The following is a 21,955-nucleotide window of genomic DNA, read 5'->3' on the forward strand; positions in this document are numbered from 1 at the left end:
TTAGACAATGAATTATTCAGCGTCTTCTGCAGTTTCTTTTGATTCCATCAATTCAGTCAAAGCCAAACCCAATTTCTTTTCATCTTTGTTAAGAGAAATGATTTTAACTTCAACTTCTTGACCACGATTCAAGTAATCTTCAACTTTCGCATTACGTTGTTTTGTAATTTGAGAAATGTGAAGTAAACCTTGGATGTCGTCATTAACAGCTACGAATGCACCGTAAGCTACTAAACGAACAACTTTGCCGTTAATAACATCGCCAACATGCAATGTTTCTTCAGCAACGTCCCATGGGCTCTTAGATAAAGCTTTTAAGGACAAGGATAATTTATTGCTTTCAGCGTCGAAGGATTGTAATTTAACTTCGATTTCTTGGCCAACAGAAAGAACATCTTCCACTTTTTTGATTTTTTGCCAAGAAATATCGGAAATGTGAAGTAAACCTTCAATACCGCCGATATCTACGAATGCACCATAAGGCATGATTTTACGAACGATACCTTTATAGTTTTCGCCAACGTTGATATTTTTCAATGCTTCAGCTAATTTAGCTTGACGTTCCACTTCCAATACTGCACGACGAGAAAGAACCAAACGGTTTTTCTTTTCATCGATTTCAAGTACTTTAGCTTCAAATTCTGTACCAACCAAGTTGTCCAAGGATTTCACGAAATGAACATCACCTTGGGACAATGGAATGAAACCACGAAGGGATTTAACTGTTACTACTAAACCTGCTGGGATAGCATCAATACCTTTACATACGATAGCTTCATCTTTTTCTTGTGCTTCGATAACATATTGCCAATCTTCATCTTTAGCCAAGCGAGTCATGGAAAGATAAATAGGATTATCTTCTTTGATGTGATTCATGATAACTGCTTTAATTTCATCACCATTTTTTAACACATCTTTGGCAGATTCTGGTGCTGGATAAGAAATTTCAGTTCTGTTCAAAATGGCTTCAGTTTTGTAGCCAAAAGATACATAAGCTCGTTCATCTTCGACTTGAACTACTGTACCTTCTACAACATTCCCTTTCTTAAATTCTTCTTGACCTTCGGCTGCTAATAATTCTGCAAAATCTTTCATTGTCTCAATGACCTCCTTAATAATCCAGTCGGGAGTCGATGCTCCTGCTGTTACTCCTACCGTCTGTACTCGGTCAAACCATTCCAGTTGTAATTCAGTAGAAGTTTCAATGTGATATGTTGTACATCCAACGTCACGACAAACCTCTGCCAATCGGTTTGTGTTGCCGCTGTTCTTACCGCCTATCACTATCATAAGATCTACATTACGTGCTAAATCAACGGCAGAATTCTGTCGTTCTTGCGTTGCATTGCATATCGTTTTGAAAACCTTAAGATTCTTAGATTTTTTCTCTAATATGTCTATTATACTGTTAAATTTGAATTGTGAAAAGGTTGTTTGTACAACAACGCCCATTTTTTCCACAATTTGTAGTTTTTGGGCGGATTCTTCATCTTCGATGATTATTCCTTCGTTATTTGCCCATAAATTAATGCTTTTGACCTCAGGATGGTTTTTTTCTCCCAAAATCACCAAAGTCATACCTTCATCTATAACAGACTTTGCATCTTGCTGTGCTTTTTTTACATGTGGACATGTGGCATCCACAACATGTAATCCTTTTTCTTCTGCCTCTTCGTAAATAGCAGGTCCTACACCATGAGAGCGAATAATCATTGTGCCTTCAGCGATATCAGACACTTCTTGAACAGGGCTTACCCCTTTGTCTTCAAGACGACCTACAACTTGAGGATTATGAATAATAGGACCTAATGTATAGCTTTTACCATCGTTATTTGCAGCTTCATTTGCCATTTCAACAGCCCGTTTTACACCATAGCAAAAACCATGGTTTTTAGCCAAAATTATTTCCATAAAGTCTCCTCTATACAATTGTTATGATAAGAATCTATCATTCGTTGGATTTCACTTTTAACACTATCATTTACTTTTTGAATCGCTTCTGGAGTCGCTTTAGCTTTTTCAACTGGAATCGGTTTACCAATAATACAAGCCACTTTATTACGTTCCATATTGTGAGAGCCAATGATAGCAACAGGCACTATGCTAACCGCTGTTCTAAGAGCAATTGATGCTGCACCATCATGAAATTTACCAAGCTTACCACTTTTTTGACGGTTACCTTCTGCAAATATGCCTAAAACCTTATTATCTTTAAGTAGTCCCATGGCATGACGAATAGCAACTTTATCAATAGCACCGCGATTTAACGGAAATGCACCAAGCCATGTACAAAAAAAACGTGAAATGGGATTCACAAATAATTCTTGTTTAGCCATAAAGTGTACATGTCTAGGCAAAGCATAGCCGCAGATAGGGGGATCGTTATTACTTAAATGATTAGGCACCACGATAACAGGCCCTTCCATTGGAAAATTATCGCGACCATATACTTTCAATCCATACCCTACTTTATAGCGAAGCCAAAAAGCGGTACGCCATAACCAGGTAGAAAATTTATTCATGATTGATTGTCTCCTGTACTAAATTCAATATATATGCCACAGTTTCATCAAAATTCATATTACTAGAGTCTACAACTACTGCATCTTCAACACATACAAGTGGAGACTCTTCACGATTTTTATCCATTTCATCACGACTAACAACATTCTTTTTAATTTCGTCTAGTGTTTGCTCGTTTGATGTACCTTGTACTTCTAACCATCTACGTTTTGCCCGCGCATCTACAGAAGCGGTTAAATAAATTTTTAGCTCTGCATTAGGTAATACGACAGAACCGATATCACGTCCATCTAATATAACTCCCCCAACGGCGGCCATCTCTTGTTGGCGTTCTACCAAATATTGTCGAACCCCTTTATAAGAAGCTATAGTCGATACATTATCATTAATTTGCTGCTGGCGAATTAATGATGTAACATCTTTTCCTTTAATATAGACCTTGCATGCTGTTGCAGTAGGCTCTAAAGTCAAATTTAAAGAAGGTAATAAAGCTTCTACAGCAGCTTGATCCTTAACATCAATTTGACTATCAAGAACTGCCCATGTAACACCGCGATACATGGAACCTGTATCGATATATAAATACCCTAATTCATTGGCCACTACTTTAGAAATGCTACTTTTACCAGCCCCAGCAGGACCATCAATAGCAATGGCAATTTTTTTAGTGTTCATAATAACCTCTATTCTTCATCACCGTGTACGGCATGCATGGCCGCCACATAGCCTGTGGAAAAGGCAGCTTGTAAATTATAGCCTCCTGTAAAAGCATCTATGTCTAGTACTTCACCAGCACCATATAAACCACCAATCAATTTAGACTCCATAGTTTTAGGATTAAATTCTTTTAATGAAATACCACCTGCTGTAACAATAGCTTCCGCTACAGGTCGTAATTCCTTAACAGTTACTGTCATATGTTGCAATACATGGCATAAGCGCAAACGCTCTTCCTTTGTAATTTGATTAATTGGTTTAGCCGGATTTAACTCAGCAAGCTTTATAACAATGGGAATAAGATTTACAGGTAGTAAATCCTTCATCCCATTAGCCAATTGTTTTTTAGAATATAAATCAAAATCCTTTTGCAAGCGCTTATCCAATACTTCTGCAGTCAAGGCAGGCTTAAGATTAATTTCAATAGTAATTTGAGGATTTTTCTTACGAAGCAACTTACCTACCGTGTGACTTAATGATAAAATTGTAGGCCCCGTAAGGCCAAAATGAGTAAACATCATTTCCCCAAATTGTTTAGCTTGTACCTTACTTTTAGAAATTACGGAAACCTCAACATTACGAAGACTAAGCCCCATAATTTCCTTTACCCACGTTTCGTTTGTAACGATAGGAACCAAGGATGGACGAATATCAGTAATAGTATGTCCCACTTTTTCGGCTAAAACGTAACCATCACCAGTAGAGCCTGTCAATGGATAAGATGCACCACCAGTACAAATAATAGCAGCATCACAAGCATATTGTTCCTTATCCGTTGTAACACCAACTACACGATTTTCCTGTACAGAAATCGATGTAACAGGTTCATTTAAATGAACTTGAACATTATACTTTTTTAGGATTTTCATAAAGATATTGCGTACTTCTAATGCAGAATCGGATTCAGGAAACACTCGTCCCCCACGTTCTACTTTAGTTTTTAACCCCCAGCTATGCAATAGGTCCAGAAGATCTTCATTACTAAAGCGTTCATAAGCACCGTACAAGAACTTACCATTACCAGGCGTATTTTTTATAAATTCGGCCATATCTGCACTATTCGTAATATTACAGCGACCTTTACCGGTAATGCCCATTTTCTTACCAACCATATTCATTTTTTCCAATAAGATGACGCGTGCTCCTTCACGGCCTGCTATAACAGCTGCCATTAGACCTGCCGCACCACCGCCAATGACTATGATTTGCTTCATGCCTTATCTGTCCCCAATGCTTTTAGCGCTTTTACTTCACGAATTGTTAGTTGACGAGAAGCGCCTCGTTTCACACCACCTAAAGTAAGACCAGCATACGCAATACGTTTTAAATTATGAATACGGTAGCCAAAGTGTTCAAACATACGACGAACTTGACGATTACGACCTTCATGAATTGTAATTTCTACTTCATGTACACCATTATGATCATCAAAACCTAAATCTACAATTGTTGCAGGTGCAGTTATACCATCTTCAAGCTCTACACCATTTGCAATAATTTGTAAATCATCATCGCGAACACGACCTTTGATACGAACTTCATAAGTCTTTTCCACGCCTTTAGATGGGTGCGTTAGATTTTGTGCCAACTCTCCATCATTCGTAAGCAGTAACAAACCTTCTGTATATAAATCGAGACGACCAATAGGGTAAATTCGTTTCGTTTCATTTTTTATATAATCTAAAACCGTTTCTCGACCTTGAGGGTCAGACACAGATGTAATGACCCCCTTTGGCTTATTTAACAAATAATATACTGGTTTCTCTTGGGCCAATAATTGGCCATTAACCTTAACCTTATCTTTTTGTGGATTAATTTTGACCCCTAATTCGGTTACCTTGCGACCATTGACCTGTACTTTACCTTCTGTAATTAGTTCTTCTGCCTTACGCCGTGATGCAATACCACAACTGGCAATATATTTTTGTAATCGTTCCATGCTATCCTTCTGTTTCCGAAACTTCTTGATGTAAGGCTTCTATCGATTCTACACCAGCACTTCTCAAAAATTCATCAGTCGTGCCATATAGAATCGGTCTACCTACAGTATCCTTATGACCTAATTCAGCTATAAGAGATCGAGTCAATAATTGTTTTATAATTTTATCGCTATTTACACCGCGAACCTCTTCGATTTCAGCCTTTGTAATAGGCTGCTTATAAGCGATAACAGCTAATGTTTCCATGGCCGCATTAGATAATTTATCTTCTCTTTTACGAATATGACCAACATAATCAGCACATTCAACAGCGCTGACTAATTCAACACCGGCTCCAGATATACGTATTCGAATACCTCGATTCTGTTCTTCTAGTTCTCGTTGTAATTCTTCTATATATTTTTGTGTCTCCTCTGTGGAAAGCCCAAACACTTCTGCTAACATATCTATCGATATAGGCTTTGCCGATGAAAACAAAACGGCTTCTAAATGCATCGTTGGTAAGCTCATATAGCCCCCTTTCTACACGGCCCTCTCTAAGGTAGCAGTGAATATAATATCATCATCTTCATAGCGCATTTCCATAACTTGTTGTTTTAATAATTCTAAAACAGCCATAAAGATGGTTACCATACCACTTTTCGTTTCAATTGCTACTAATAATTCCCTAAAATATAAACATTCGCCACGATGTATACGACTAGACAAGGATATAATCATGTCCTCTAAACTATACGTATCCTTTTCAACCTTTACCTCACGAATCGTCTCTTCTTCTGGTAACTCTTTAGCCCGTTTTATAGTTTGATAAAAAATTTGATATAACTGTGAAAGTTCCAAATTATATACACTATCTAATCCAATCACACTCGTTTCTTCAGGACGACTAAATATATTCGCAGATACAGCGGTACGCTCCATTAATAGAGATGTAATATCCTTAATTTTCTTAAATTCTACTAATTTTGCTACCAACTCGTCACGTGGATCCTCTGCTTCATCAGGCTCAGGTTCAGCCTTAGGTAATAACATGCGTGATTTAATCTGTAATAAGGTAGATGCCATAACAAGAAATTCACTACTATAATGAATATCAAAATGGTTCCAATTGTCTAGATATGCCAAGTATTGACTCGTTATTTCAACGATAGGAATATCGGTAATTTCTATTTTATGTTTTTCAATGAGATGCAAGAGCAGATCAAGGGGACCTTCAAAAACGTCCAACTTGTAGTTATAATCTCCCATAAAACCCAATCCTCAGAAAAAATGTTTTTAACTATATAATTATAAAGCATTTATAGTAGTACTTTCAAATAATTGTTTTTTTTACACTCATCTGCTATCTTTATTATTGTAATTATTTTATATTAAAAAAAGATACGTTATTGTGTATTCCTTTTAGAGAGGATTTATTATGTCATCGAGTGTGAGGCAAATTGGGCGAAATCCAATTTTTCGCTTTGGTATTATAGGTATTGTTTTATATATCATCTTATTTTTAATTTATGAGCCCATAACCTTAGGGCTTGATGTAGAGGATATTACGATTTTAGCTGTACCAACAATTGTAGGTACCTTTTTATTTCAATATTTTATGGGGTGTACCGTTTTCCACAGGCCTTTTTTAGGGTATGGCCTAGTCGGAATCTTATGGGCACTTACCTTTCCTCTTTTATTCCATTGGTCCTATGTGAAGCCATTATACTTCTATGAATTTGCTAATGATTTTTTATTTGGCTTATTAATTTTCATGGGATTATCAGGCATTCAGTTTTTACTGAACCAAACAAATCGCTTCCATAAAACAACATCCTTAATCATGGCTATCATTTCCATGATTCTGAGCTTAATACCATTCTTACAAATTGGCTATTACATGACTACTTGGCATTGCTTAACGCCAGCCAGTCTGCTAGCCGTATATATGACCAATCCAGAAGAAGCATTTGGTTTTTTAAAGAATGCAGCTGGAATACCTGGTCTTATAGCAATAAGTATTGGTCTTATCTTATGGACTTATTTATTGTACTGGTCTAACTTAGGGATGAAAGCAGTAGTAAACTTAAATACTACACGCCCTATGCGCTCAGCTATGCTTATCGCATCCCTTGTAGCTTTTTTAGTATATGTACCATTCTTCTTGTTCCCACAAACCTGTATTGTGGCGAACTGGATTGCTGCAGGCGATTATGTAAAACAAATGCAACAATATAATGATAATCACCACTTAGTATTTGATTCCTTTAATTTAGACACAAAGGAAACAGCGGTGAACAAAACACCTGGTACTATTATTCTAGTCATTGGAGAATCTAGTTCTCGAGATTATATGAAAGTATATAATCCAAACTTCCCATATGACGATACTCCATGGCAAGGCAATATGCGTTCGGACAATAAAGACTTTGTCTTCTTTGATAATGCCTATTCATCGTACGTACAAACAGTACCAACCTTGGAGCGTGCACTATCTGAACGAAATCAATATGATGATAAACCATTTCTTGATTCAGCCAATATCTTAGATATTGCTAAAAAAGCGGGATACACGACTTCTTGGTTTAGCAATCAAGGTGTATTCGGTGAATATGATACAGCTATTTCATTAATGGCTAAAACTGCAGACACAACAAAATGGGCCCATGAATCTTATGCATTCTCAGATCGATATGATGAAGCTCTATTGCCATTATTAGAAACTGTAGATCCTACCAAAAACAACTTTATCGTTATACATATTATGGGTAGTCATATTTATTACAATGACCGTTACCCTCATGAATTTAGCAAGTGGAAACAAGGTCCGTATCCTGATGGTCAAGAAGCATATGCTAACAGCCAATTATACACAGACTGGTTATTACAACAAATTTACAATTATGGCAAAGACAAATTAAACTTACAAGCCATGGTGTATTTCTCCGATCACGGTGAAAGTTTAGACAAATCGCATAACCCTGATACATTTGATTTTGTTATGACACATATTCCATTCTGGGTATACCTATCTCCACAATATCGCTCAACCTATCCACAGACTGCTGAGGTACTTGCAAAACACGAGCATCAATTCTTTACTAATGATTTGCTATACGATACATTAGTTGGTCTCATGCATGCTTCAAGTCAACGATATGATGCAACACGAGATTTTAGTAATGCTCAATATCGATTTAATCTACATAACTTAACTACATTACTTGGTGAACAACCATTAGCAAATGATCCTGTTAATGCAAACAAGTAGTCTTTAATTAATATTGTAGCCATTATTTTTCTATTATATTGAGTTATTTTACTAGTAAAATAACTTGATATAATCAAAAAGAGATGAGTTAAACTCATCTCTTTTTTTCTGCAAGTAAAAGCTCTATATCATTTTCAGTATAAATTGTTATATTCTTTTCAAGTAGAGCCTCTACAGTACATCCATGGCCATTTTTCAGTGTTCTAGTAAAAGTTCCATCATAAATGCGCTTATATCCACAGCTAGGACTTTTCGCCTTCATCAAAGCTTGCTTGCAACCATATTTTTGTGCAATATCAACTGTTAGTTGAGCACCTCTTACAAACTCATCGGTAACATCAGCTCCATTAACAGTACATATACGTTCACCCTGCCGCTCAGCAGGATCACGAGGCGTACTAAGTCCCCCTAACACTTCCGGACATACAGGTACTAATTCATAATATTCCTTTAGAGCCTCTATCGTTTCTATATAATTGTCTTTGCCATCATATCGACAATGTACACCAAATAGGCATTCACTAATTAATAACTTAGGTTTCTTATTCATAGATTTATCTATCTCTTATATATTTATACGTAACTTATAGTAATAATTTTCACAAATCGTTTTAATTGTATATAAGAAAAAAGACTAACCCTAAGTTAGTCTTAATTGGTGCCGAGGACCGGAATCGAACCGGTACGGTTGTTTCCAACCGACGGATTTTAAGTCCGTTGCGTCTGCCTGTTCCGCCACCCCGGCATGGGTAACGATTGTGGAGGCGGCACCCAGAATCGAACTGGGGAATAAAGGTTTTGCAGACCTCTGCCTTACCGCTTGGCTATGCCGCCATATAAAATTGGAGCGGGAAACGAGATTCGAACTCGCGACCCCCGCCTTGGCAAGGCGGTGCTCTACCGCTGAGCTATTCCCGCATATAAATGGTGCCTCAGGACAGAATCGAACTGTCGACACACGGATTTTCAGTCCGTTGCTCTACCAACTGAGCTACCGAGGCATAAATGGCGACCCCGATCAGATTTGAACTGACGATCTTCGCCGTGACAGGGCGACATGTTAACCGCTACACCACGGGGCCGTAACCAAAGTACTTGCTTAGTATATCGGTTATCAGGACTTTTGTCAACACTATACTACAATATTTTTAATAAATTCTTCCTCATTTTTTAATATGGTAGATTCCCTATGTCCTGGCTCAACAATCAAATCCTTGGACAAAGTTAAAAGATATTTCAAACTCTTAATCAAATCAGCTGGATCACTTTTATAAGTATCTGTATTTCCCACATTTTGCTTAAATAAGGTATCACCAGTAAATAGATACCCTTCAATTTCTAAACAAACCGATCCCGCACTATGCCCAGGTGTATGATGAACTAATATATCAAAAGGATCTAAATTTAATTGCCCCTCTACTAAATCATTACAATGTGTATACATTTTTTTCTTATATACACTTGGTCTCCGTCGAATTAACTGTAACAACTCTTGATCTAAAGGATGTAAATAAGCGGGAATATTATAATGTGTACACACTTCATCCAAGGCTGACACATGATCACAATGACCATGTGTCAATAAAACTGCTATGGGTTCAGAATCTGCAACCATATCAATAATGTGGTTACAATGAAAGCCCGGATCAATAATTATAGATTTTCCCTCTTTGATAAGCACATAACAATTTGCTTTATAAAGCCCTAGAGGACGTTTTATAACTTCCATATAGTTCCCGCCCTCCTATAGAATACGATATCGTTTAGGAACCTCTTTTTTAATAAAATACCCTTCCCAAAACTGAGGGTGAAGCATAACTAAAATCGTAAATAACTCCAAACGACCTAGTAACATGTCTACAATAGCAATACATTTAGCAGTATCCGGCATAACATTAAAGGAATCAGTAGGACCAAAGCCACCAAACCCTAGTCCTACATTGCTAAGAAAGGCCGTAACCACTTGCATAGAATCATATGTATTAAGACCAGTACAAGTCATTAGAAAAACAGATACCACATAAATCATTAAATATAAAAATAAAAATTGATGTGTCATCTGGATCCATTTAGTAGGCATCGGTTTACCATTAATACGTACTACTTGAACCATATCAGGATGAATTGATTTTCGCAGATAAATTATAGAACTCTTAATCAAAATAATAAGTCGTATAATTTTTACACCGCCCGTTGTAGAACCACTACAACCACCAAAAAATGTACAAATAAATAACATCATCTGTGCTGCAGCAGGCCACAAATCATAATCACTAATAGCAAAACCACTACCAGTTTGAAGCGAAACTAAATTAAAGGCAGCATTTCTAACAATCTCTAAAGGACTAGAATAGCTAGATTGTAATGCTAGAGATATTGATACAATGGCAATACCAATAAACACTACAAGCCAGTACATACGTGTTTCAAAATCATTAATTAAAACGCGAATTCCTTTTTGAAGTGCATTGTAATACACAGAGAAATTGCCACCAGCAAGAAACATAAAGAATATAAATACGAAACAAATATAATTACTTTGTTCATAAATAAAAGCCCCTGCTGATGTCGGTGCAAATCCACCCGTGGCAATAATAGAAAAGGCATAGTTTAACGCATCAAAAGGTTCAATGCCTCCAGCCCACAGCATAAGAAAGCAAAGAGCAGTAAAGGCAATATACAACTGCCAAAGCTTTGTAGCCATTGATTGAATACGCGGCATTACAACACCAGGCTTTGGTACAGATGCCTCTGCATTAAAGAAATGTGCTGCATCTGCTCCTAAATTCTTTAAAAATGATAAGATAAGGACGATGATCCCCATTCCTCCAACCCAGTGCATAAGACCACGCCACAATACAAATGTGTTTGGTAACGTATCAACACTATAAATAATAGTGGCCCCAGTTGCAGTAATACCCGAAGTGGCTTCAAATAAAGCATCAAAAACATTAGTCAATATGCCACTCCCCAAAAAAGGTAAAGCCCCCAAAATAACCGTGAATATCCAAGTAGAGGATACAACTAAGAACCCATCACGAATACTAAAGCTTTGACTTTCACAACCGTAATAAGATAAAAGCGTCCCCAAAACTAAAGAAAGGCTTGTGGTTATAAGGAATGACCAATATGCAGTTTCAAATACAACACTGTATATAAAAGGGATTAAAGTAAAAACCCCAAATATATAGAGTAGTCGACCCACTAAGGACATAACGATTTGAATTCGCATAACCCCTCCTTACTAAGTAAGATATTTAAGCAATTTGCTTACCGATTCAGGTAATGTAAAGAGAACGATATGATCACCATCTAAAATTTGAGTATTACCACGAGGTACGATAGCTTCATTTTCCCGTAAAATTACACCTACCAAGGCCTTCCCAGGTAAACGAATATCTTTTAATTGTTTACCTGCCACAGGTGATTCATTGGTAATTTCAATCTCGATAGATTCGGCTTTACCACCTTCAAAGGTGGAAATAGATACAACCCCTTCTCCACTTCGTACAAAGCGCAAAATTTGACTTGCTGTTAATAAACGTGGAGAAAATACAACATCAATACCTACTTGCTCCATCAGCATAATATATTCCGGCCGACCCACACGAACAACGGTCTTTTGGATACCCATATGCTTCCCTACAAGTGCTACAAGTAAGTTAAGTTTATCATCATCTGTTAGAGCAATAATTACATCGCTATCAGCAATTTCCTCAGCTTCGAGCAAATCAAAATCAGTACCATCCCCATTGATAACCATGGCTTTATCCACTTGATTTGCCAGTTTCTCACAACGGTCAAAGTCTTTTTCAATAACCTTCACAGAAAAACCAGCTTTTTCTAGTAATACAGTTAAGTTACGACCTAAGAGACCTGCCCCAATGATTACAGCCCGTTTATAGAATGTATTATAATTATGGAACCAAAGTTTCTCCACTTCAGAAACGGACTCTTTCAAACCTAGAAAAAATACACTATCATCAGCCTGTAAGCGACTTTCACCATGCGGAATAATCATTTCACCATAGCGCAAAATACCAACTAATAGAACACCTTCAGGAAAGCGAATTTCTTTTAGTGGCTGTTCTAATAGAGGAAATTCATTATTCAATTTGAATTCCATAAGGCGCACAGCACCCTGACCGAACTCCTCAACATCTATAGCTGATGGTGTTTCTAAAATTTGTAGTAACTCTTGAGCTGTAACCATTTCAGGATTGATGAAAAGATCAACACCTAATTGAGCTCGTATCTCCTCATCCATATGTTCCGCCACACTATTATCACGAACGCGTGCAATAGTTGTAGGCACACCTTTTATTTTAGCTACCGAACAGGATAGCATATTAACCTCATCTGAATCAGTAACAGCAATAAACATACCAACATCAGACATATCGATTTCATTCAATAATTGAACATCACTGCCATTTCCTAAAACTAGGCTAACATCTAATGTATTTTCAAGATTATGAATGCGTTCTGGTGAGCGATCGATAACATATACATCATGATCGTCTTGAATAAGACGTTGTGCTAATGAATAACCAACCTTACCAGCGCCTACAATGACAATTTTCATCGTCTTTATTCCTCATCTTGGGACTCATCACTAACAAGAGGTGTCCATTGGCGACCTATGTCGGTAAGCAATGTCCAACCATCCTCCTGAACAATTTTTTTCTCTTTCATTAAATGCCCTAAGGCACGTTTGAACGCAGCCTTACTAATATTGAACTTATCTTTAATCAACATCGCTGAAGACTCATCACTATATGGCATCTTTCCACCGCGATTTAAAAGATATTCCATAATAATATCACCATCTGAAACAAGAGCTTTTTCCTTTGTAGGGCGCATAGATACATTGACACGACCATCATCGCGTTTGAAAGTAATACGACCTTCAATCATTTCCCCTACTTTTAACTTTCTCGTCATTTCAGAACGATGTAAAAAGGCAATCCAACGCTCAGGAGTGATAAAAAATGCCCCCTCACTCGTTAAGTTATAGATAGCACCTTTTACAAGTTGACCAACCGTAGCTTCAGTAGCAGCTTTAGAGGCACGACGCATTTCATCATCTACATCCATGGAGACCGCAAAACGGCCAGATTTATCTGTATAAAGACGAACCCACACCTTTTCCCCTACCTGAGGGCGACCACGCATCTCCGCATGAGGCATAAAGATACCACGTTCTGTGCCAACCTCAACGAAGCAACCAAAATTTGTCGTATTGATGACCTCAACATAACCAATTTGGCCAACCTTCATAGCTGGTAAACGCATAGAAGCAGTTAAACGCCCCTTTGGATCGCGATATAAAAATACTTCTACCGCATCTCCTATAGTAACTGGTGAAGTTTGTTGATCTTTATGAAGCAAAATATCATCATTTGTATTGCCTGTTTGACCATCTAGAAAAGCACCTTGGTCACTAGTACGCAATACTTTCAATGTGGCAATTGTATTTTCCAACAATTCTGTAGCCATATTATACTCCTTCAAATGGAACTCGACCAGCGTCATTCCACAATTCTTCTAAACCGTAGAATTCACGCAATTCATCACCACCAAAGACATGACAAATTATATCGCCAAAATCCAATAAGATCCATTCACCTTCACGATAACCTTCTCTATGCTGTACGGTTATACCTAATTCGGCTGCTTTATCTTCCATTTCATCAGCAATGCTTTGAGATTGCTTACTATTATTTGCACTGGCAATCAAAAAATAATCACCTAACATTGAAATACCTTCTAAATCAAGAATTTCAATATCTCTGCCCTTTTTATCAAATGCAGCTTGTGCAAGTTCTAATACGATTTGTTTAATATCTTCTTTCTTTTTCATTATATTGCCTCTTATCTTATCGCTTACTACCGCTCTCCTCACCTGGTTCTGTGGGCTTTGTAATAGTGCCCCCATTATGTTCCGATTCAGGTGCAACTTTCGACATACTATTTGTTGGTGCAGATATAAATTGCGTCATTTCATTAGCTGGTAAATTACCCATTGTAATACCCACTAAACGCTGAGCTTCCGTAGGGTTTACCTTCCAATAAGTCGTTTCACCTATAAGCTCTTTTTCACCAGGAAGAATATAGAAGTGGATCTCTTCCTTATTAATTTTGCTCGCATTATATACCAGTTTAATAGCATCTAAAGTGGAGATATTACTATCAAAATGCTCCCAAATACGCCAAATATGCCATGCATTTGTTAAGAAAAATGCATTATGCTCTTGTTCCACCCACAACTTTAAGAATCGCTCTTGTCGTTGCACACGAGTAAAGGTATCGTGTTTAGGATCAGAATATCGTAAATATGCTAAGGCATTATTACTATCTAATGTTTGATAACCACGTCGTAAATCAATATCCTTATTGCCTTCTGCATCAACATGTTCCATCGGTTGCTCTACATAAATTTGTTGATTCCCTAACACATCATTAGTTTTCTTGAAAGCATCTTGATTAACTACCACGTAGTATGGTATTGAAATATGGAACATATCCTCAATAACAGCTTTAGTAAGTTCAATGCCTCCTTTTTCATAAATACTATTTAACATAGTCGCATCGGTTTGATCACGATTATCGATTTTACTATTACTTGGAATGCCGATAACGTCCATCGTTTTTTGATCAAGGTTTACAGATAATAGGAATAGACTATCACCTTGACTAGGATTATTGTCATCAGTGCCGATAACCAAAATATATAAAGGTTTATCTAAGCCTTTTTGCTCTACTGATACAGTATTTGCGTCCTGTTTATTTTCACTATCTATCACGGCTTCAGTAGCTTCAGTAGTTCCGACAATTGCTCTATATGCATAAGATACACCACTATATATGCCATACCCTATCCCACCGAGCAAAGTAAAAACTACAACAATAGCCAGAATAACTCTGGGCCACTTCACAGATGACTTTTGTTGACGTCTTTTTCTACGTCGGCGAGCTCTTGCTCGTTCACGTTCGTCCATATAAAACTCCATTATTTACAAGATTTTAATACATCATTACGACCAAGAATGGTCAAAGGATAAATAGAAAGATGTTGCTCAATAAGGTGATTAATAGTATTGTCAAAACCAAGCAATACAGCCTTATTTAGATCTTTTTTAGCTACCGTTCGAAGTTCATCAACACCTGGGAAATCACGATTGGGTTCAATATAATCTGCTAAGAATATAACTTTATCTAATGTAGACATTCCCACCTTACCAGTTGTATGAACACGAATAGCTTCTAAAATTTCTGAATCGGTTATAGAAAACTCAAGTTTAGCTCGAATCATACCTGCTAATCCATGTAAAAGATTACCATTGGCTAATAATTCTTCATCAGCTTTGTAATTATTCTCCTTCACCAAATCTTGCATCTCTTTCAAAGGCATTTCTTTAGCACAATCATGCAGTAATGCCGCTAATCGTGCTTTTTCTACATCAACATTATAAAGTTTAGCCAACTGAGTTGCAGATTCAACAACACCCAGGGTATGCTTAAAACGTTTTTTTCCCATCCATTGACTTACCCTTTGTTGTATTTCATCAAACGATAACATCATTTATTCCTTCCCATATATATGGTTTTCTTCTATATAATCCACTACACATTTAGGCAACATATAACGAACTGTCTTTCCAGACCGTAAGCGCTCTCGTAAATACGTAGCAGACAATTTCATTTCAGGCACTTCCATAACATGTATTTTTTCCCGTGCTTTAGCTCCTAATTCATCCAAAGTAGAATCAATAGCACTCGATCCATCTGGTCTAGTAGCTCCAATAAAATGAACCTCATCTATCAGTTCATCTATAAATTTCCAAGTCGGTAATGCACGAATAGTATCAGTCCCTGCAATAAAGTAAAATTCAACAGTAGGACCATATAGTTTTTTAAAATATTGAATCGTATCAACGGTATACGAAGGGCCCTCTCGACGCATCTCTACATCAGAAATTTCAAAATTGGGATTATCCAAAACTGCGGCCGCTGTCATAGCATAGCGATGATGACTATCAATCACATCATGTTGCTTATGTGGTGGAATACGAGCAGGTACAAAGATAACCTTTTCTAAATTAAAGCTCTCACAAGCCACTTCTGCAATCATGAGATGACCTAAATGAATGGGATTAAATGTTCCACCAATTATACCTATGCGACGTTTATCTACCATAATACGGTCACTCCCTTAATGACAATGACACAAATAATGATGAATAAGAGCAATGCCTTTCCATAGGATATCCATTCATATCGGCCCTTAGGTGTTTGAAGATATCTGAAGTATGCCCTTATAAAATAATATAGTTTCTTCACGTCCGTACTTGGCCTTCCCCAAATACAAAATATTTATAAGATGTTAAAGCTTGTAAACCCATAGGACCTCGAGCATGAAGCTTTTGTGTACTAATACCGATTTCAGCACCAAAACCAAATTCAAAGCCATCTGTAAAGCGGGTAGATGCATTATGATACACCGTAGAACAATCTACTAAATTCATAAATATCTTGGCTCGCATAGGCTCATCTGTGATAATAGCCTCAGAGTGATGTGTAGTATACCGATTCACATGTTCAATAGCTTCTTCAAGATTTTCAACGATACGCACATTTAAGTCCATATCATTGTATTCTGTGTTGAAAGAATCCTCTTCTAGAGGAATTGTGTTTTCCATATATTGAGCTACAGCTTCATCTCCGTGAATGCGAACACCGTATTCTTGTAGTGCTGTATCAAGACGTGGTAAAAAATCAGAAGCCACAGCATGATGAACTAGTAAGGTTTCCATAGAGTTACATACAGATGGACGTTGAACTTTAGCATTGACTGCAATTTCTAAAGCCATCTCTAAATCAGCAAATTCATCAACAAAGGTATGACATACACCGCTGCCAGTTTCAATAACAGGAATGCTACTATCTTCTACAACACGACGAATAAGTCCAGCACCCCCACGTGGAATGATTACATCAATATATTCCCGTTGTTGTAAAAGTACTCCAACCAGATCTCGATCAAGCACCTCAACGAGTTGAATAGAGTCACCATTAATACCTAACGACTCTAAGGTATCCCGCATGATAGACACGATGATTTGATTCGTGTGAAATGCCTCCTTACCACCTCGTAAAATTGTAGCATTTGCTGTCTTTAAACAAAGAACACCTGCATCTATGGTTACATTTGGACGGGCTTCAAAGATGATACCAATAACACCAAAAGGTACTGATCGCTTTTCAATAATCAAACCATTAGGCCGAGTGATTGTTTCTATAATGGAACCTACAGGACTTTCAAGAGCAGCCACTTGACGCACCCCTTCTGCCATTTGAGCAATGCGACTAGGTGTCAAAGTCAATCGATCTATCATAGTTCGAGGTAAATTATAATCAACAGATTTTTCTAGGTCTAACTCATTAGCCGCCATAATTTCATCTGTTTGTGCTTCTACAGCATCAGCAATTGCTAACAATGCAGAATCTAAAGTTTCTTGGTCGAGTTGGGCTAATTCAAAAGATGCCGTTTTAGCTCTCTGGCCCATATCTTTACAAATTTTTTCATACTGGTTCATAGGATTTCCTCAGTGTAATAAAACTAGATTATTACGATGTACAGCCTCATCATAGGTCGTATTAATACCCAGAATCTCGGCTATATCATTTGTATTGTGACCTTTAATCGCCTTCATATCATCAATACTATAATTAATAAGTCCACGACCAATTTCCTTATGATCATGATAAATGGAAATTGTATCACCAGGTCCAAAAGTCCCCTCTACTTCAATAATACCAGCGGGCAGAATGCTAGCACCCTTATCTAAAACAGCCCGAGCACACCCGTCATCAATCGTAATGGATCCTTTTAATCGTTTACCAAAAGCCAACCAATGATGTTTACCAGATAAACTTGCATCATGGGCTTCAAAGAGTGTCCCAATTTGTTCACCCTTACATACACGACGAACAGAATCCTCTACTTCACCTGAGGTGATAACCATTGGTACACCAGAATTTGTTGCCATATGAGCAGCTTTAATTTTTGTATACATACCCCCCGTTCCCATATTAGAACCAGCACCACCTGCAATAGCATAGGTTTCATCGTTAATTTCAGAAACAGTTTCTATCAAAGTAGCATCTGGATTGGTGGCTGGGTTAGCTGTATATAAGCCTTCAATATCTGACAAAATGATAAGTAAATCTGCATCTACAATACCTGCAACAGTAGCAGATAATGTATCGTTATCACCGATTTTAAATTCTTCGATAGCAACCACGTCATTTTCATTAATAATAGGAATAACGTTAAGTTGCAATAAAGTATGTAATGTATTACGCAAGTTAAGATAACTATGTCGTCCAGTACTATCCTCTTTCGTTAAAAGAATTTGCCCTACGGTGCGACCATATTCTCGGAACATGCGCTCGTACATATGAATGAGAATACCTTGACCTACTGCAGCAGCTGCTTGTTTTAATACGAGATCTCTAGGCTTTTCTTTAAAGCCTAAAGGGGCAAGACCTGCACCAGTAGCACCAGAGGAAACAAGAATAATCTCTTTACCTTGGTTAGCCAAATCTGATAATTGGCGCACTAATCTTTCAATACGCTCCAAATTTAAATGTCCGTTAGTGTAACAAAGCGTACTGCTACCAACTTTGACTACAATTCGTTTTGCATTAACGATAGCGCTGCGCATAGACTAACCTCCTAAGGTTGAAATTCTTAACTACGATGTATACAAATTTTTATGATTTACTAGATTATAAAATTATTTTGGCAAAATGATTTTAGGTTCTTTTTTAGCTTTATATAAAACACCATTAAAGCCAATCACTTGAACTAATTCAGCGCCAAGCATATCTGCTAAGTCTTGAAAAATTGTCTTATCTTCAGGACTATTATTATGTAATTTAACCTTAATAAGTTCACGTGCTGTAATCGCTGCACGAGCACTATCTATAACACTATCCTCTAAACCATTTTTACCAATTTGGACAACTGGTGGTATTGTAGCCGCCAATGAACGTAAATACCGTTTTTGTTTTCCTGTCATTATTACTCCTACTCTTGGAAAGTAAAGCGCTGATCGCCGATTACAACTTCATCACCGTCTTTACAGCCTTTTTCCTTCAATTTTGCATCAAGCTCCATAAAGCGCCAAATGCGTTGGAATCTACGAAGAGATTGATCATCGTCAAGATTTGTCATAGCTACTAATCGTTCAATACGTTTACCAGTAATGTAGAAAGCAGCATCATCACCGCGAGTAATGACAAATTCTACATCTTGTTTTGCTTCGTATACAACTGTATCATCATTTGCTTCAGGCTCTGGTTCGTAGTTTTCTACATAGTAATAAGCTCGTTCCATAAGCTCTGACAAACCTTCACCACTTAAGGCGTTAATGAGAAATACCTCATAGCCTTTGTCTTCAAAATATTTTTTTGTTTCGGTAATCGTCGTGTCATCAAAGACCATATCGATCTTATTGAGAGCTACAATTTGTTTCTTATTAGCCAATTTTTCAGAGTATTTACGTAACTCTTCATTAATCGCATCAAAGTCGACCTTAGGGTCTCGGCCTTCCATACCAGATACATCTAAAACATGAATTAAAATATTTGTACGTTCAACATGACGTAGAAAATTGTGACCTAAACCTACACCTTCACTAGCCCCTTCAATAAGGCCTGGAATATCGGCCAAAACAAAGCTACGATCTCCAGAAATTGTAACTACCCCGAGTACTGGTGTTAGTGTAGTAAAGTGATATGCTGCCACCTCTGATTGAGCTTTAGATACTTTTCGCAAAATACTAGATTTACCAACAGATGGATAACCTAATAAACCTACATCAGCTAATACTTTAAGCTCTAATTGTAACCAGAATTCTTCACCAGGTTCACCCTTTTCTGCAAAGGTTGGTGCACGGTTAGCACTAGTTTGGAATCGAGCATTGCCACGTCCGCCACGACCACCTTTGGCAATAACAAAGGTATCGCCATCGTTGACAAGGTCGCAAAAGATTTTTCCTGTTTCCTCATCTTTAATTACTGTCCCCAATGGAACTGGAATGATAAGAGGATTGGAACCTCGACCGTGCTTATTAGAGCTTTCACCATTACCGCCAGCTGGTGCCTTAAACTGACGTTTATATCTAAAATCTACAAGCGTATTAATATTCTTGTCAGCTTTAAAAACAACATCCGCACCTTTACCACCATCACCACCACTAGGGCCGCCATTTGGCACGTATTTCTCTCGACGAAAACTGGACATACCATCCCCACCGTCACCAGCTTTAACAAAGACGCGCGCTCTATCTATAAACATAATTTAACTCCTATGCATTATTGCTGTAATAGCTCTAATGCTTTTTTAATTTGAATATCATCTAATGTACTAGATGGATGTACACCTTTTGGTAAATCGATTTCTACATCAGGTTTAATACCTGTTCCATCAATAACACGATCACTTGGTGTGTGGTACTTAGCAATAGTTACTTTAATTCCTTCATCATCTAAACTAGGGAAAATAGTCTGAACGGTACCTTTACCATATGTATTAGTACCTACGATAGTGCCTAATTTACGATCTTGAACAGCGCCTGCTATGATTTCAGATGCACTAGCAGAGCCCTTATTAACTAAAACAACCAATGGCATAGCTACATCAGGTCCATCTGACTTATATGTATCCTTTTTACCTGATCGATTTTGTACTGTTACGAGTGTACCTAGAGGCATAATATAGTTAGATATCTTTTCAGTAGTAGATAATAAACCGCCTGGATTATCTCGTAAGTCCAAGACAAGGGCCTTCATACCTTGAGATTGAAGCTCTTTATATTGAGTGGCAAAATCTTCTGCGGTATTTTCTGCAAACTGACTAATACGAATATACCCAACTGTGCTAGTTAGCATTTTACTTTTAACAGTAGGCAAAACAATGGATTCACGAGTGATATCAAAATGCAACTTTTCACCATTACGCTCAATATCAAGAGCTACAGTAGTACCTGCTTCGCCACGAATACGAGAAGATGCTTCCTCTACCGGAATTTCAGTAGTGGCTTGTCCATCGATAGCAATAATGTGGTCTCCAGGTTTAATTCCAGCTTTGAAAGCTGGTTGGTCTTCCATAACGCTAACAGCATATAGACCTTTATCATCAGTACCAAGGACCATACCGACACCAGCATATGTTGCAGATGTTTGCATTTTCATGGACTTATATTCTTCTGCATTTAAATAAACACTATGCGGTTCTCCCAAAGAGTCAATTAACCCCTTTAGCATACCATCATAAAGGGTACTTTTAGCCATAGGTGTCATAAAAACTTGACTCGCAGTATAATAGGCTATAAATAATCTTGGCAGACCCCAGAATGAACCAGAAAGGTACCAAAATGTAAGCCACATAATAACGATGCCAGAGCCTATATATTTCAATAGACTCCATAACACCGTACGTGTATCAAATTTCATA

General features: G+C 37.4%; 22 protein-coding genes and 5 tRNA genes. 1 reads left to right on the top strand and 26 read right to left on the bottom strand.

From position 1 onward, the window contains the following. Positions 1 to 12: 12 nt before the first annotated feature. The 7 genes from E6X37_RS02990 to E6X37_RS03020 are packed head-to-tail and all read right to left on the bottom strand — an operon-like array spanning position 13 to position 6,428. A complete protein-coding gene (locus tag E6X37_RS02990; protein ID WP_156697519.1) occupies positions 13 to 1,911 on the bottom strand; it encodes a bifunctional 4-hydroxy-3-methylbut-2-enyl diphosphate reductase/30S ribosomal protein S1 in 1,899 nt (632 codons plus the stop codon). Continuing rightward, on the bottom strand, positions 1,902 to 2,522 hold the full coding sequence (locus E6X37_RS02995) for a lysophospholipid acyltransferase family protein (protein WP_004697382.1): 621 nt from the start codon (positions 2,520 to 2,522) through the stop codon (positions 1,902 to 1,904). The genes E6X37_RS02990 and E6X37_RS02995 overlap by 10 nt, the downstream gene beginning before the upstream one ends. Beyond that, a complete protein-coding gene (gene cmk / locus E6X37_RS03000) occupies positions 2,515 to 3,198 on the bottom strand; it encodes a (d)CMP kinase (protein ID WP_004693214.1) in 684 nt (227 codons plus the stop codon). The genes E6X37_RS02995 and cmk overlap by 8 nt, the downstream gene beginning before the upstream one ends. Positions 3,199 to 3,206: 8 nt before the next feature. Beyond that, entirely contained in the window at positions 3,207 to 4,454 is a 1,248-nt protein-coding gene (locus tag E6X37_RS03005; protein ID WP_156697518.1) for a BaiN/RdsA family NAD(P)/FAD-dependent oxidoreductase, read from the bottom strand. After that, a complete protein-coding gene (locus E6X37_RS03010; protein WP_004697430.1) occupies positions 4,451 to 5,179 on the bottom strand; it encodes a pseudouridine synthase in 729 nt (242 codons plus the stop codon). The genes E6X37_RS03005 and E6X37_RS03010 overlap by 4 nt, the downstream gene beginning before the upstream one ends. A 1-nt stretch (position 5,180) precedes the next feature. Beyond that, on the bottom strand, positions 5,181 to 5,690 hold the full coding sequence (gene scpB / locus E6X37_RS03015; RefSeq protein ID WP_119562923.1) for an SMC-Scp complex subunit ScpB: 510 nt from the start codon (positions 5,688 to 5,690) through the stop codon (positions 5,181 to 5,183). A 12-nt stretch (positions 5,691 to 5,702) separates the two neighbouring features. Then, complete coding sequence (locus E6X37_RS03020; protein ID WP_156697517.1) at positions 5,703 to 6,428, bottom strand: segregation and condensation protein A; 726 nt, start codon at positions 6,426 to 6,428, stop codon at positions 5,703 to 5,705. A gap of 169 nt (positions 6,429 to 6,597) precedes the next feature. On the opposite strand from E6X37_RS03020, the gene E6X37_RS03025 reads away from it, so the two are divergent. Continuing rightward, positions 6,598 to 8,430 carry a phosphoethanolamine transferase gene (locus E6X37_RS03025; RefSeq protein WP_156697516.1) on the top strand — a complete coding sequence of 611 codons (1,833 nt, stop codon included), beginning with the start codon at positions 6,598 to 6,600 and terminating at the stop codon, positions 8,428 to 8,430. A gap of 94 nt (positions 8,431 to 8,524) precedes the next feature. Here E6X37_RS03025 and E6X37_RS03030 read toward each other — a convergent pair whose 3' ends face one another. From E6X37_RS03030 to E6X37_RS03120, 19 genes are all read right to left on the bottom strand, one after another. After that, positions 8,525 to 8,980, bottom strand: a complete 456-nt coding sequence (locus tag E6X37_RS03030) for a 2-thiouracil desulfurase family protein (RefSeq protein ID WP_156697515.1) — start codon at positions 8,978 to 8,980, stop codon at positions 8,525 to 8,527. Between the two features lie 106 nt (positions 8,981 to 9,086). Beyond that, a tRNA-Leu gene (locus E6X37_RS03035) sits at positions 9,087 to 9,175 on the bottom strand. A 14-nt stretch (positions 9,176 to 9,189) separates the two neighbouring features. Further along, positions 9,190 to 9,264 (bottom strand) — tRNA-Cys (locus tag E6X37_RS03040). 9 nt (positions 9,265 to 9,273) lie between these two features. Further along, positions 9,274 to 9,348 (bottom strand) — tRNA-Gly (locus E6X37_RS03045). Between the two features lie 7 nt (positions 9,349 to 9,355). Further along, positions 9,356 to 9,431, bottom strand: a tRNA-Phe gene (locus E6X37_RS03050). Positions 9,432 to 9,436: 5 nt separating this feature from the next. Next, positions 9,437 to 9,512: transfer RNA gene (locus tag E6X37_RS03055), tRNA-Asp, on the bottom strand. 50 nt (positions 9,513 to 9,562) lie between these two features. Then, positions 9,563 to 10,159, bottom strand: coding sequence for an MBL fold metallo-hydrolase (locus E6X37_RS03060; protein WP_156697514.1), 597 nt, complete (start codon positions 10,157 to 10,159; stop codon positions 9,563 to 9,565). Positions 10,160 to 10,174: 15 nt separating this feature from the next. Then, on the bottom strand, positions 10,175 to 11,662 hold the full coding sequence (locus tag E6X37_RS03065; protein WP_156697513.1) for a TrkH family potassium uptake protein: 1,488 nt from the start codon (positions 11,660 to 11,662) through the stop codon (positions 10,175 to 10,177). A 12-nt stretch (positions 11,663 to 11,674) separates the two neighbouring features. Further along, positions 11,675 to 13,015 (bottom strand): Trk system potassium transporter TrkA, encoded by a 1,341-nt coding sequence (trkA, locus tag E6X37_RS03070; RefSeq protein WP_118091457.1) that lies wholly within the window; start codon positions 13,013 to 13,015, stop codon positions 11,675 to 11,677. 5 nt (positions 13,016 to 13,020) lie between these two features. Beyond that, positions 13,021 to 13,929, bottom strand: coding sequence for a CvfB family protein (locus E6X37_RS03075; protein ID WP_039964931.1), 909 nt, complete (start codon positions 13,927 to 13,929; stop codon positions 13,021 to 13,023). Position 13,930: 1 nt separating this feature from the next. Continuing rightward, positions 13,931 to 14,293, bottom strand: a complete 363-nt coding sequence (rsfS, locus tag E6X37_RS03080) for a ribosome silencing factor (RefSeq protein ID WP_039964929.1) — start codon at positions 14,291 to 14,293, stop codon at positions 13,931 to 13,933. A 16-nt stretch (positions 14,294 to 14,309) separates the two neighbouring features. Beyond that, positions 14,310 to 15,431 (bottom strand): LCP family protein, encoded by a 1,122-nt coding sequence (locus tag E6X37_RS03085; RefSeq protein WP_156697512.1) that lies wholly within the window; start codon positions 15,429 to 15,431, stop codon positions 14,310 to 14,312. Between the two features lie 11 nt (positions 15,432 to 15,442). Continuing rightward, positions 15,443 to 16,012 carry a bis(5'-nucleosyl)-tetraphosphatase (symmetrical) YqeK gene (gene yqeK, locus E6X37_RS03090; protein ID WP_123138064.1) on the bottom strand — a complete coding sequence of 190 codons (570 nt, stop codon included), beginning with the start codon at positions 16,010 to 16,012 and terminating at the stop codon, positions 15,443 to 15,445. 3 nt (positions 16,013 to 16,015) lie between these two features. Continuing rightward, positions 16,016 to 16,630, bottom strand: coding sequence for a nicotinate-nucleotide adenylyltransferase (gene nadD / locus E6X37_RS03095; RefSeq protein WP_118091460.1), 615 nt, complete (start codon positions 16,628 to 16,630; stop codon positions 16,016 to 16,018). A gap of 139 nt (positions 16,631 to 16,769) precedes the next feature. Then, the gene (locus E6X37_RS03100) at positions 16,770 to 18,029 is read right to left on the bottom strand and encodes a glutamate-5-semialdehyde dehydrogenase (protein ID WP_123137977.1); all 1,260 of its coding nucleotides are present in this window, start codon (positions 18,027 to 18,029) and stop codon (positions 16,770 to 16,772) included. Positions 18,030 to 18,038: 9 nt separating this feature from the next. Then, the gene (gene proB, locus E6X37_RS03105) at positions 18,039 to 19,160 is read right to left on the bottom strand and encodes a glutamate 5-kinase (protein ID WP_004693178.1); all 1,122 of its coding nucleotides are present in this window, start codon (positions 19,158 to 19,160) and stop codon (positions 18,039 to 18,041) included. Positions 19,161 to 19,232: 72 nt separating this feature from the next. Next, entirely contained in the window at positions 19,233 to 19,517 is a 285-nt protein-coding gene (gene yhbY / locus E6X37_RS03110) for a ribosome assembly RNA-binding protein YhbY (protein ID WP_004693176.1), read from the bottom strand. An 8-nt stretch (positions 19,518 to 19,525) separates the two neighbouring features. Then, positions 19,526 to 20,797, bottom strand: coding sequence for a GTPase ObgE (gene obgE, locus E6X37_RS03115; RefSeq protein ID WP_156697511.1), 1,272 nt, complete (start codon positions 20,795 to 20,797; stop codon positions 19,526 to 19,528). 17 nt (positions 20,798 to 20,814) lie between these two features. Continuing rightward, complete coding sequence (locus tag E6X37_RS03120; protein WP_156697510.1) at positions 20,815 to 21,954, bottom strand: S41 family peptidase; 1,140 nt, start codon at positions 21,952 to 21,954, stop codon at positions 20,815 to 20,817. Between the last annotated feature and the right edge of the window lies 1 nt (position 21,955).

This window comes from Veillonella parvula, assembly GCF_032550495.1.
Lineage (GTDB): Bacteria > Bacillota > Negativicutes > Veillonellales > Veillonellaceae > Veillonella > Veillonella parvula_G.

What these genes read in the sequence shown, in the direction of transcription:
- E6X37_RS02990 (WP_156697519.1), bottom strand. Translation starts at nt 1,911, where the DNA reads ATGGAAATAATTTTGGCTAAAAACCATGGTTTTTGCTATGGTGTAAAA.
- E6X37_RS02995 (WP_004697382.1), bottom strand. Translation starts at nt 2,522, where the DNA reads ATGAATAAATTTTCTACCTGGTTATGGCGTACCGCTTTTTGGCTTCGC.
- cmk (WP_004693214.1), bottom strand. Translation starts at nt 3,198, where the DNA reads ATGAACACTAAAAAAATTGCCATTGCTATTGATGGTCCTGCTGGGGCT.
- E6X37_RS03005 (WP_156697518.1), bottom strand. Translation starts at nt 4,454, where the DNA reads ATGAAGCAAATCATAGTCATTGGCGGTGGTGCGGCAGGTCTAATGGCA.
- E6X37_RS03010 (WP_004697430.1), bottom strand. Translation starts at nt 5,179, where the DNA reads ATGGAACGATTACAAAAATATATTGCCAGTTGTGGTATTGCATCACGG.
- scpB (WP_119562923.1), bottom strand. Translation starts at nt 5,690, where the DNA reads ATGAGCTTACCAACGATGCATTTAGAAGCCGTTTTGTTTTCATCGGCA.
- E6X37_RS03020 (WP_156697517.1), bottom strand. Translation starts at nt 6,428, where the DNA reads ATGGGAGATTATAACTACAAGTTGGACGTTTTTGAAGGTCCCCTTGAT.
- E6X37_RS03025 (WP_156697516.1), top strand. Translation starts at nt 6,598, where the DNA reads ATGTCATCGAGTGTGAGGCAAATTGGGCGAAATCCAATTTTTCGCTTT.
- E6X37_RS03030 (WP_156697515.1), bottom strand. Translation starts at nt 8,980, where the DNA reads ATGAATAAGAAACCTAAGTTATTAATTAGTGAATGCCTATTTGGTGTA.
- E6X37_RS03060 (WP_156697514.1), bottom strand. Translation starts at nt 10,159, where the DNA reads ATGGAAGTTATAAAACGTCCTCTAGGGCTTTATAAAGCAAATTGTTAT.
- E6X37_RS03065 (WP_156697513.1), bottom strand. Translation starts at nt 11,662, where the DNA reads ATGCGAATTCAAATCGTTATGTCCTTAGTGGGTCGACTACTCTATATA.
- trkA (WP_118091457.1), bottom strand. Translation starts at nt 13,015, where the DNA reads ATGAAAATTGTCATTGTAGGCGCTGGTAAGGTTGGTTATTCATTAGCA.
- E6X37_RS03075 (WP_039964931.1), bottom strand. Translation starts at nt 13,929, where the DNA reads ATGGCTACAGAATTGTTGGAAAATACAATTGCCACATTGAAAGTATTG.
- rsfS (WP_039964929.1), bottom strand. Translation starts at nt 14,293, where the DNA reads ATGAAAAAGAAAGAAGATATTAAACAAATCGTATTAGAACTTGCACAA.
- E6X37_RS03085 (WP_156697512.1), bottom strand. Translation starts at nt 15,431, where the DNA reads ATGGACGAACGTGAACGAGCAAGAGCTCGCCGACGTAGAAAAAGACGT.
- yqeK (WP_123138064.1), bottom strand. Translation starts at nt 16,012, where the DNA reads ATGTTATCGTTTGATGAAATACAACAAAGGGTAAGTCAATGGATGGGA.
- nadD (WP_118091460.1), bottom strand. Translation starts at nt 16,630, where the DNA reads ATGGTAGATAAACGTCGCATAGGTATAATTGGTGGAACATTTAATCCC.
- E6X37_RS03100 (WP_123137977.1), bottom strand. Translation starts at nt 18,029, where the DNA reads ATGAACCAGTATGAAAAAATTTGTAAAGATATGGGCCAGAGAGCTAAA.
- proB (WP_004693178.1), bottom strand. Translation starts at nt 19,160, where the DNA reads ATGCGCAGCGCTATCGTTAATGCAAAACGAATTGTAGTCAAAGTTGGT.
- yhbY (WP_004693176.1), bottom strand. Translation starts at nt 19,517, where the DNA reads ATGACAGGAAAACAAAAACGGTATTTACGTTCATTGGCGGCTACAATA.
- obgE (WP_156697511.1), bottom strand. Translation starts at nt 20,797, where the DNA reads ATGTTTATAGATAGAGCGCGCGTCTTTGTTAAAGCTGGTGACGGTGGG.
- E6X37_RS03120 (WP_156697510.1), bottom strand. Translation starts at nt 21,954, where the DNA reads ATGAAATTTGATACACGTACGGTGTTATGGAGTCTATTGAAATATATA.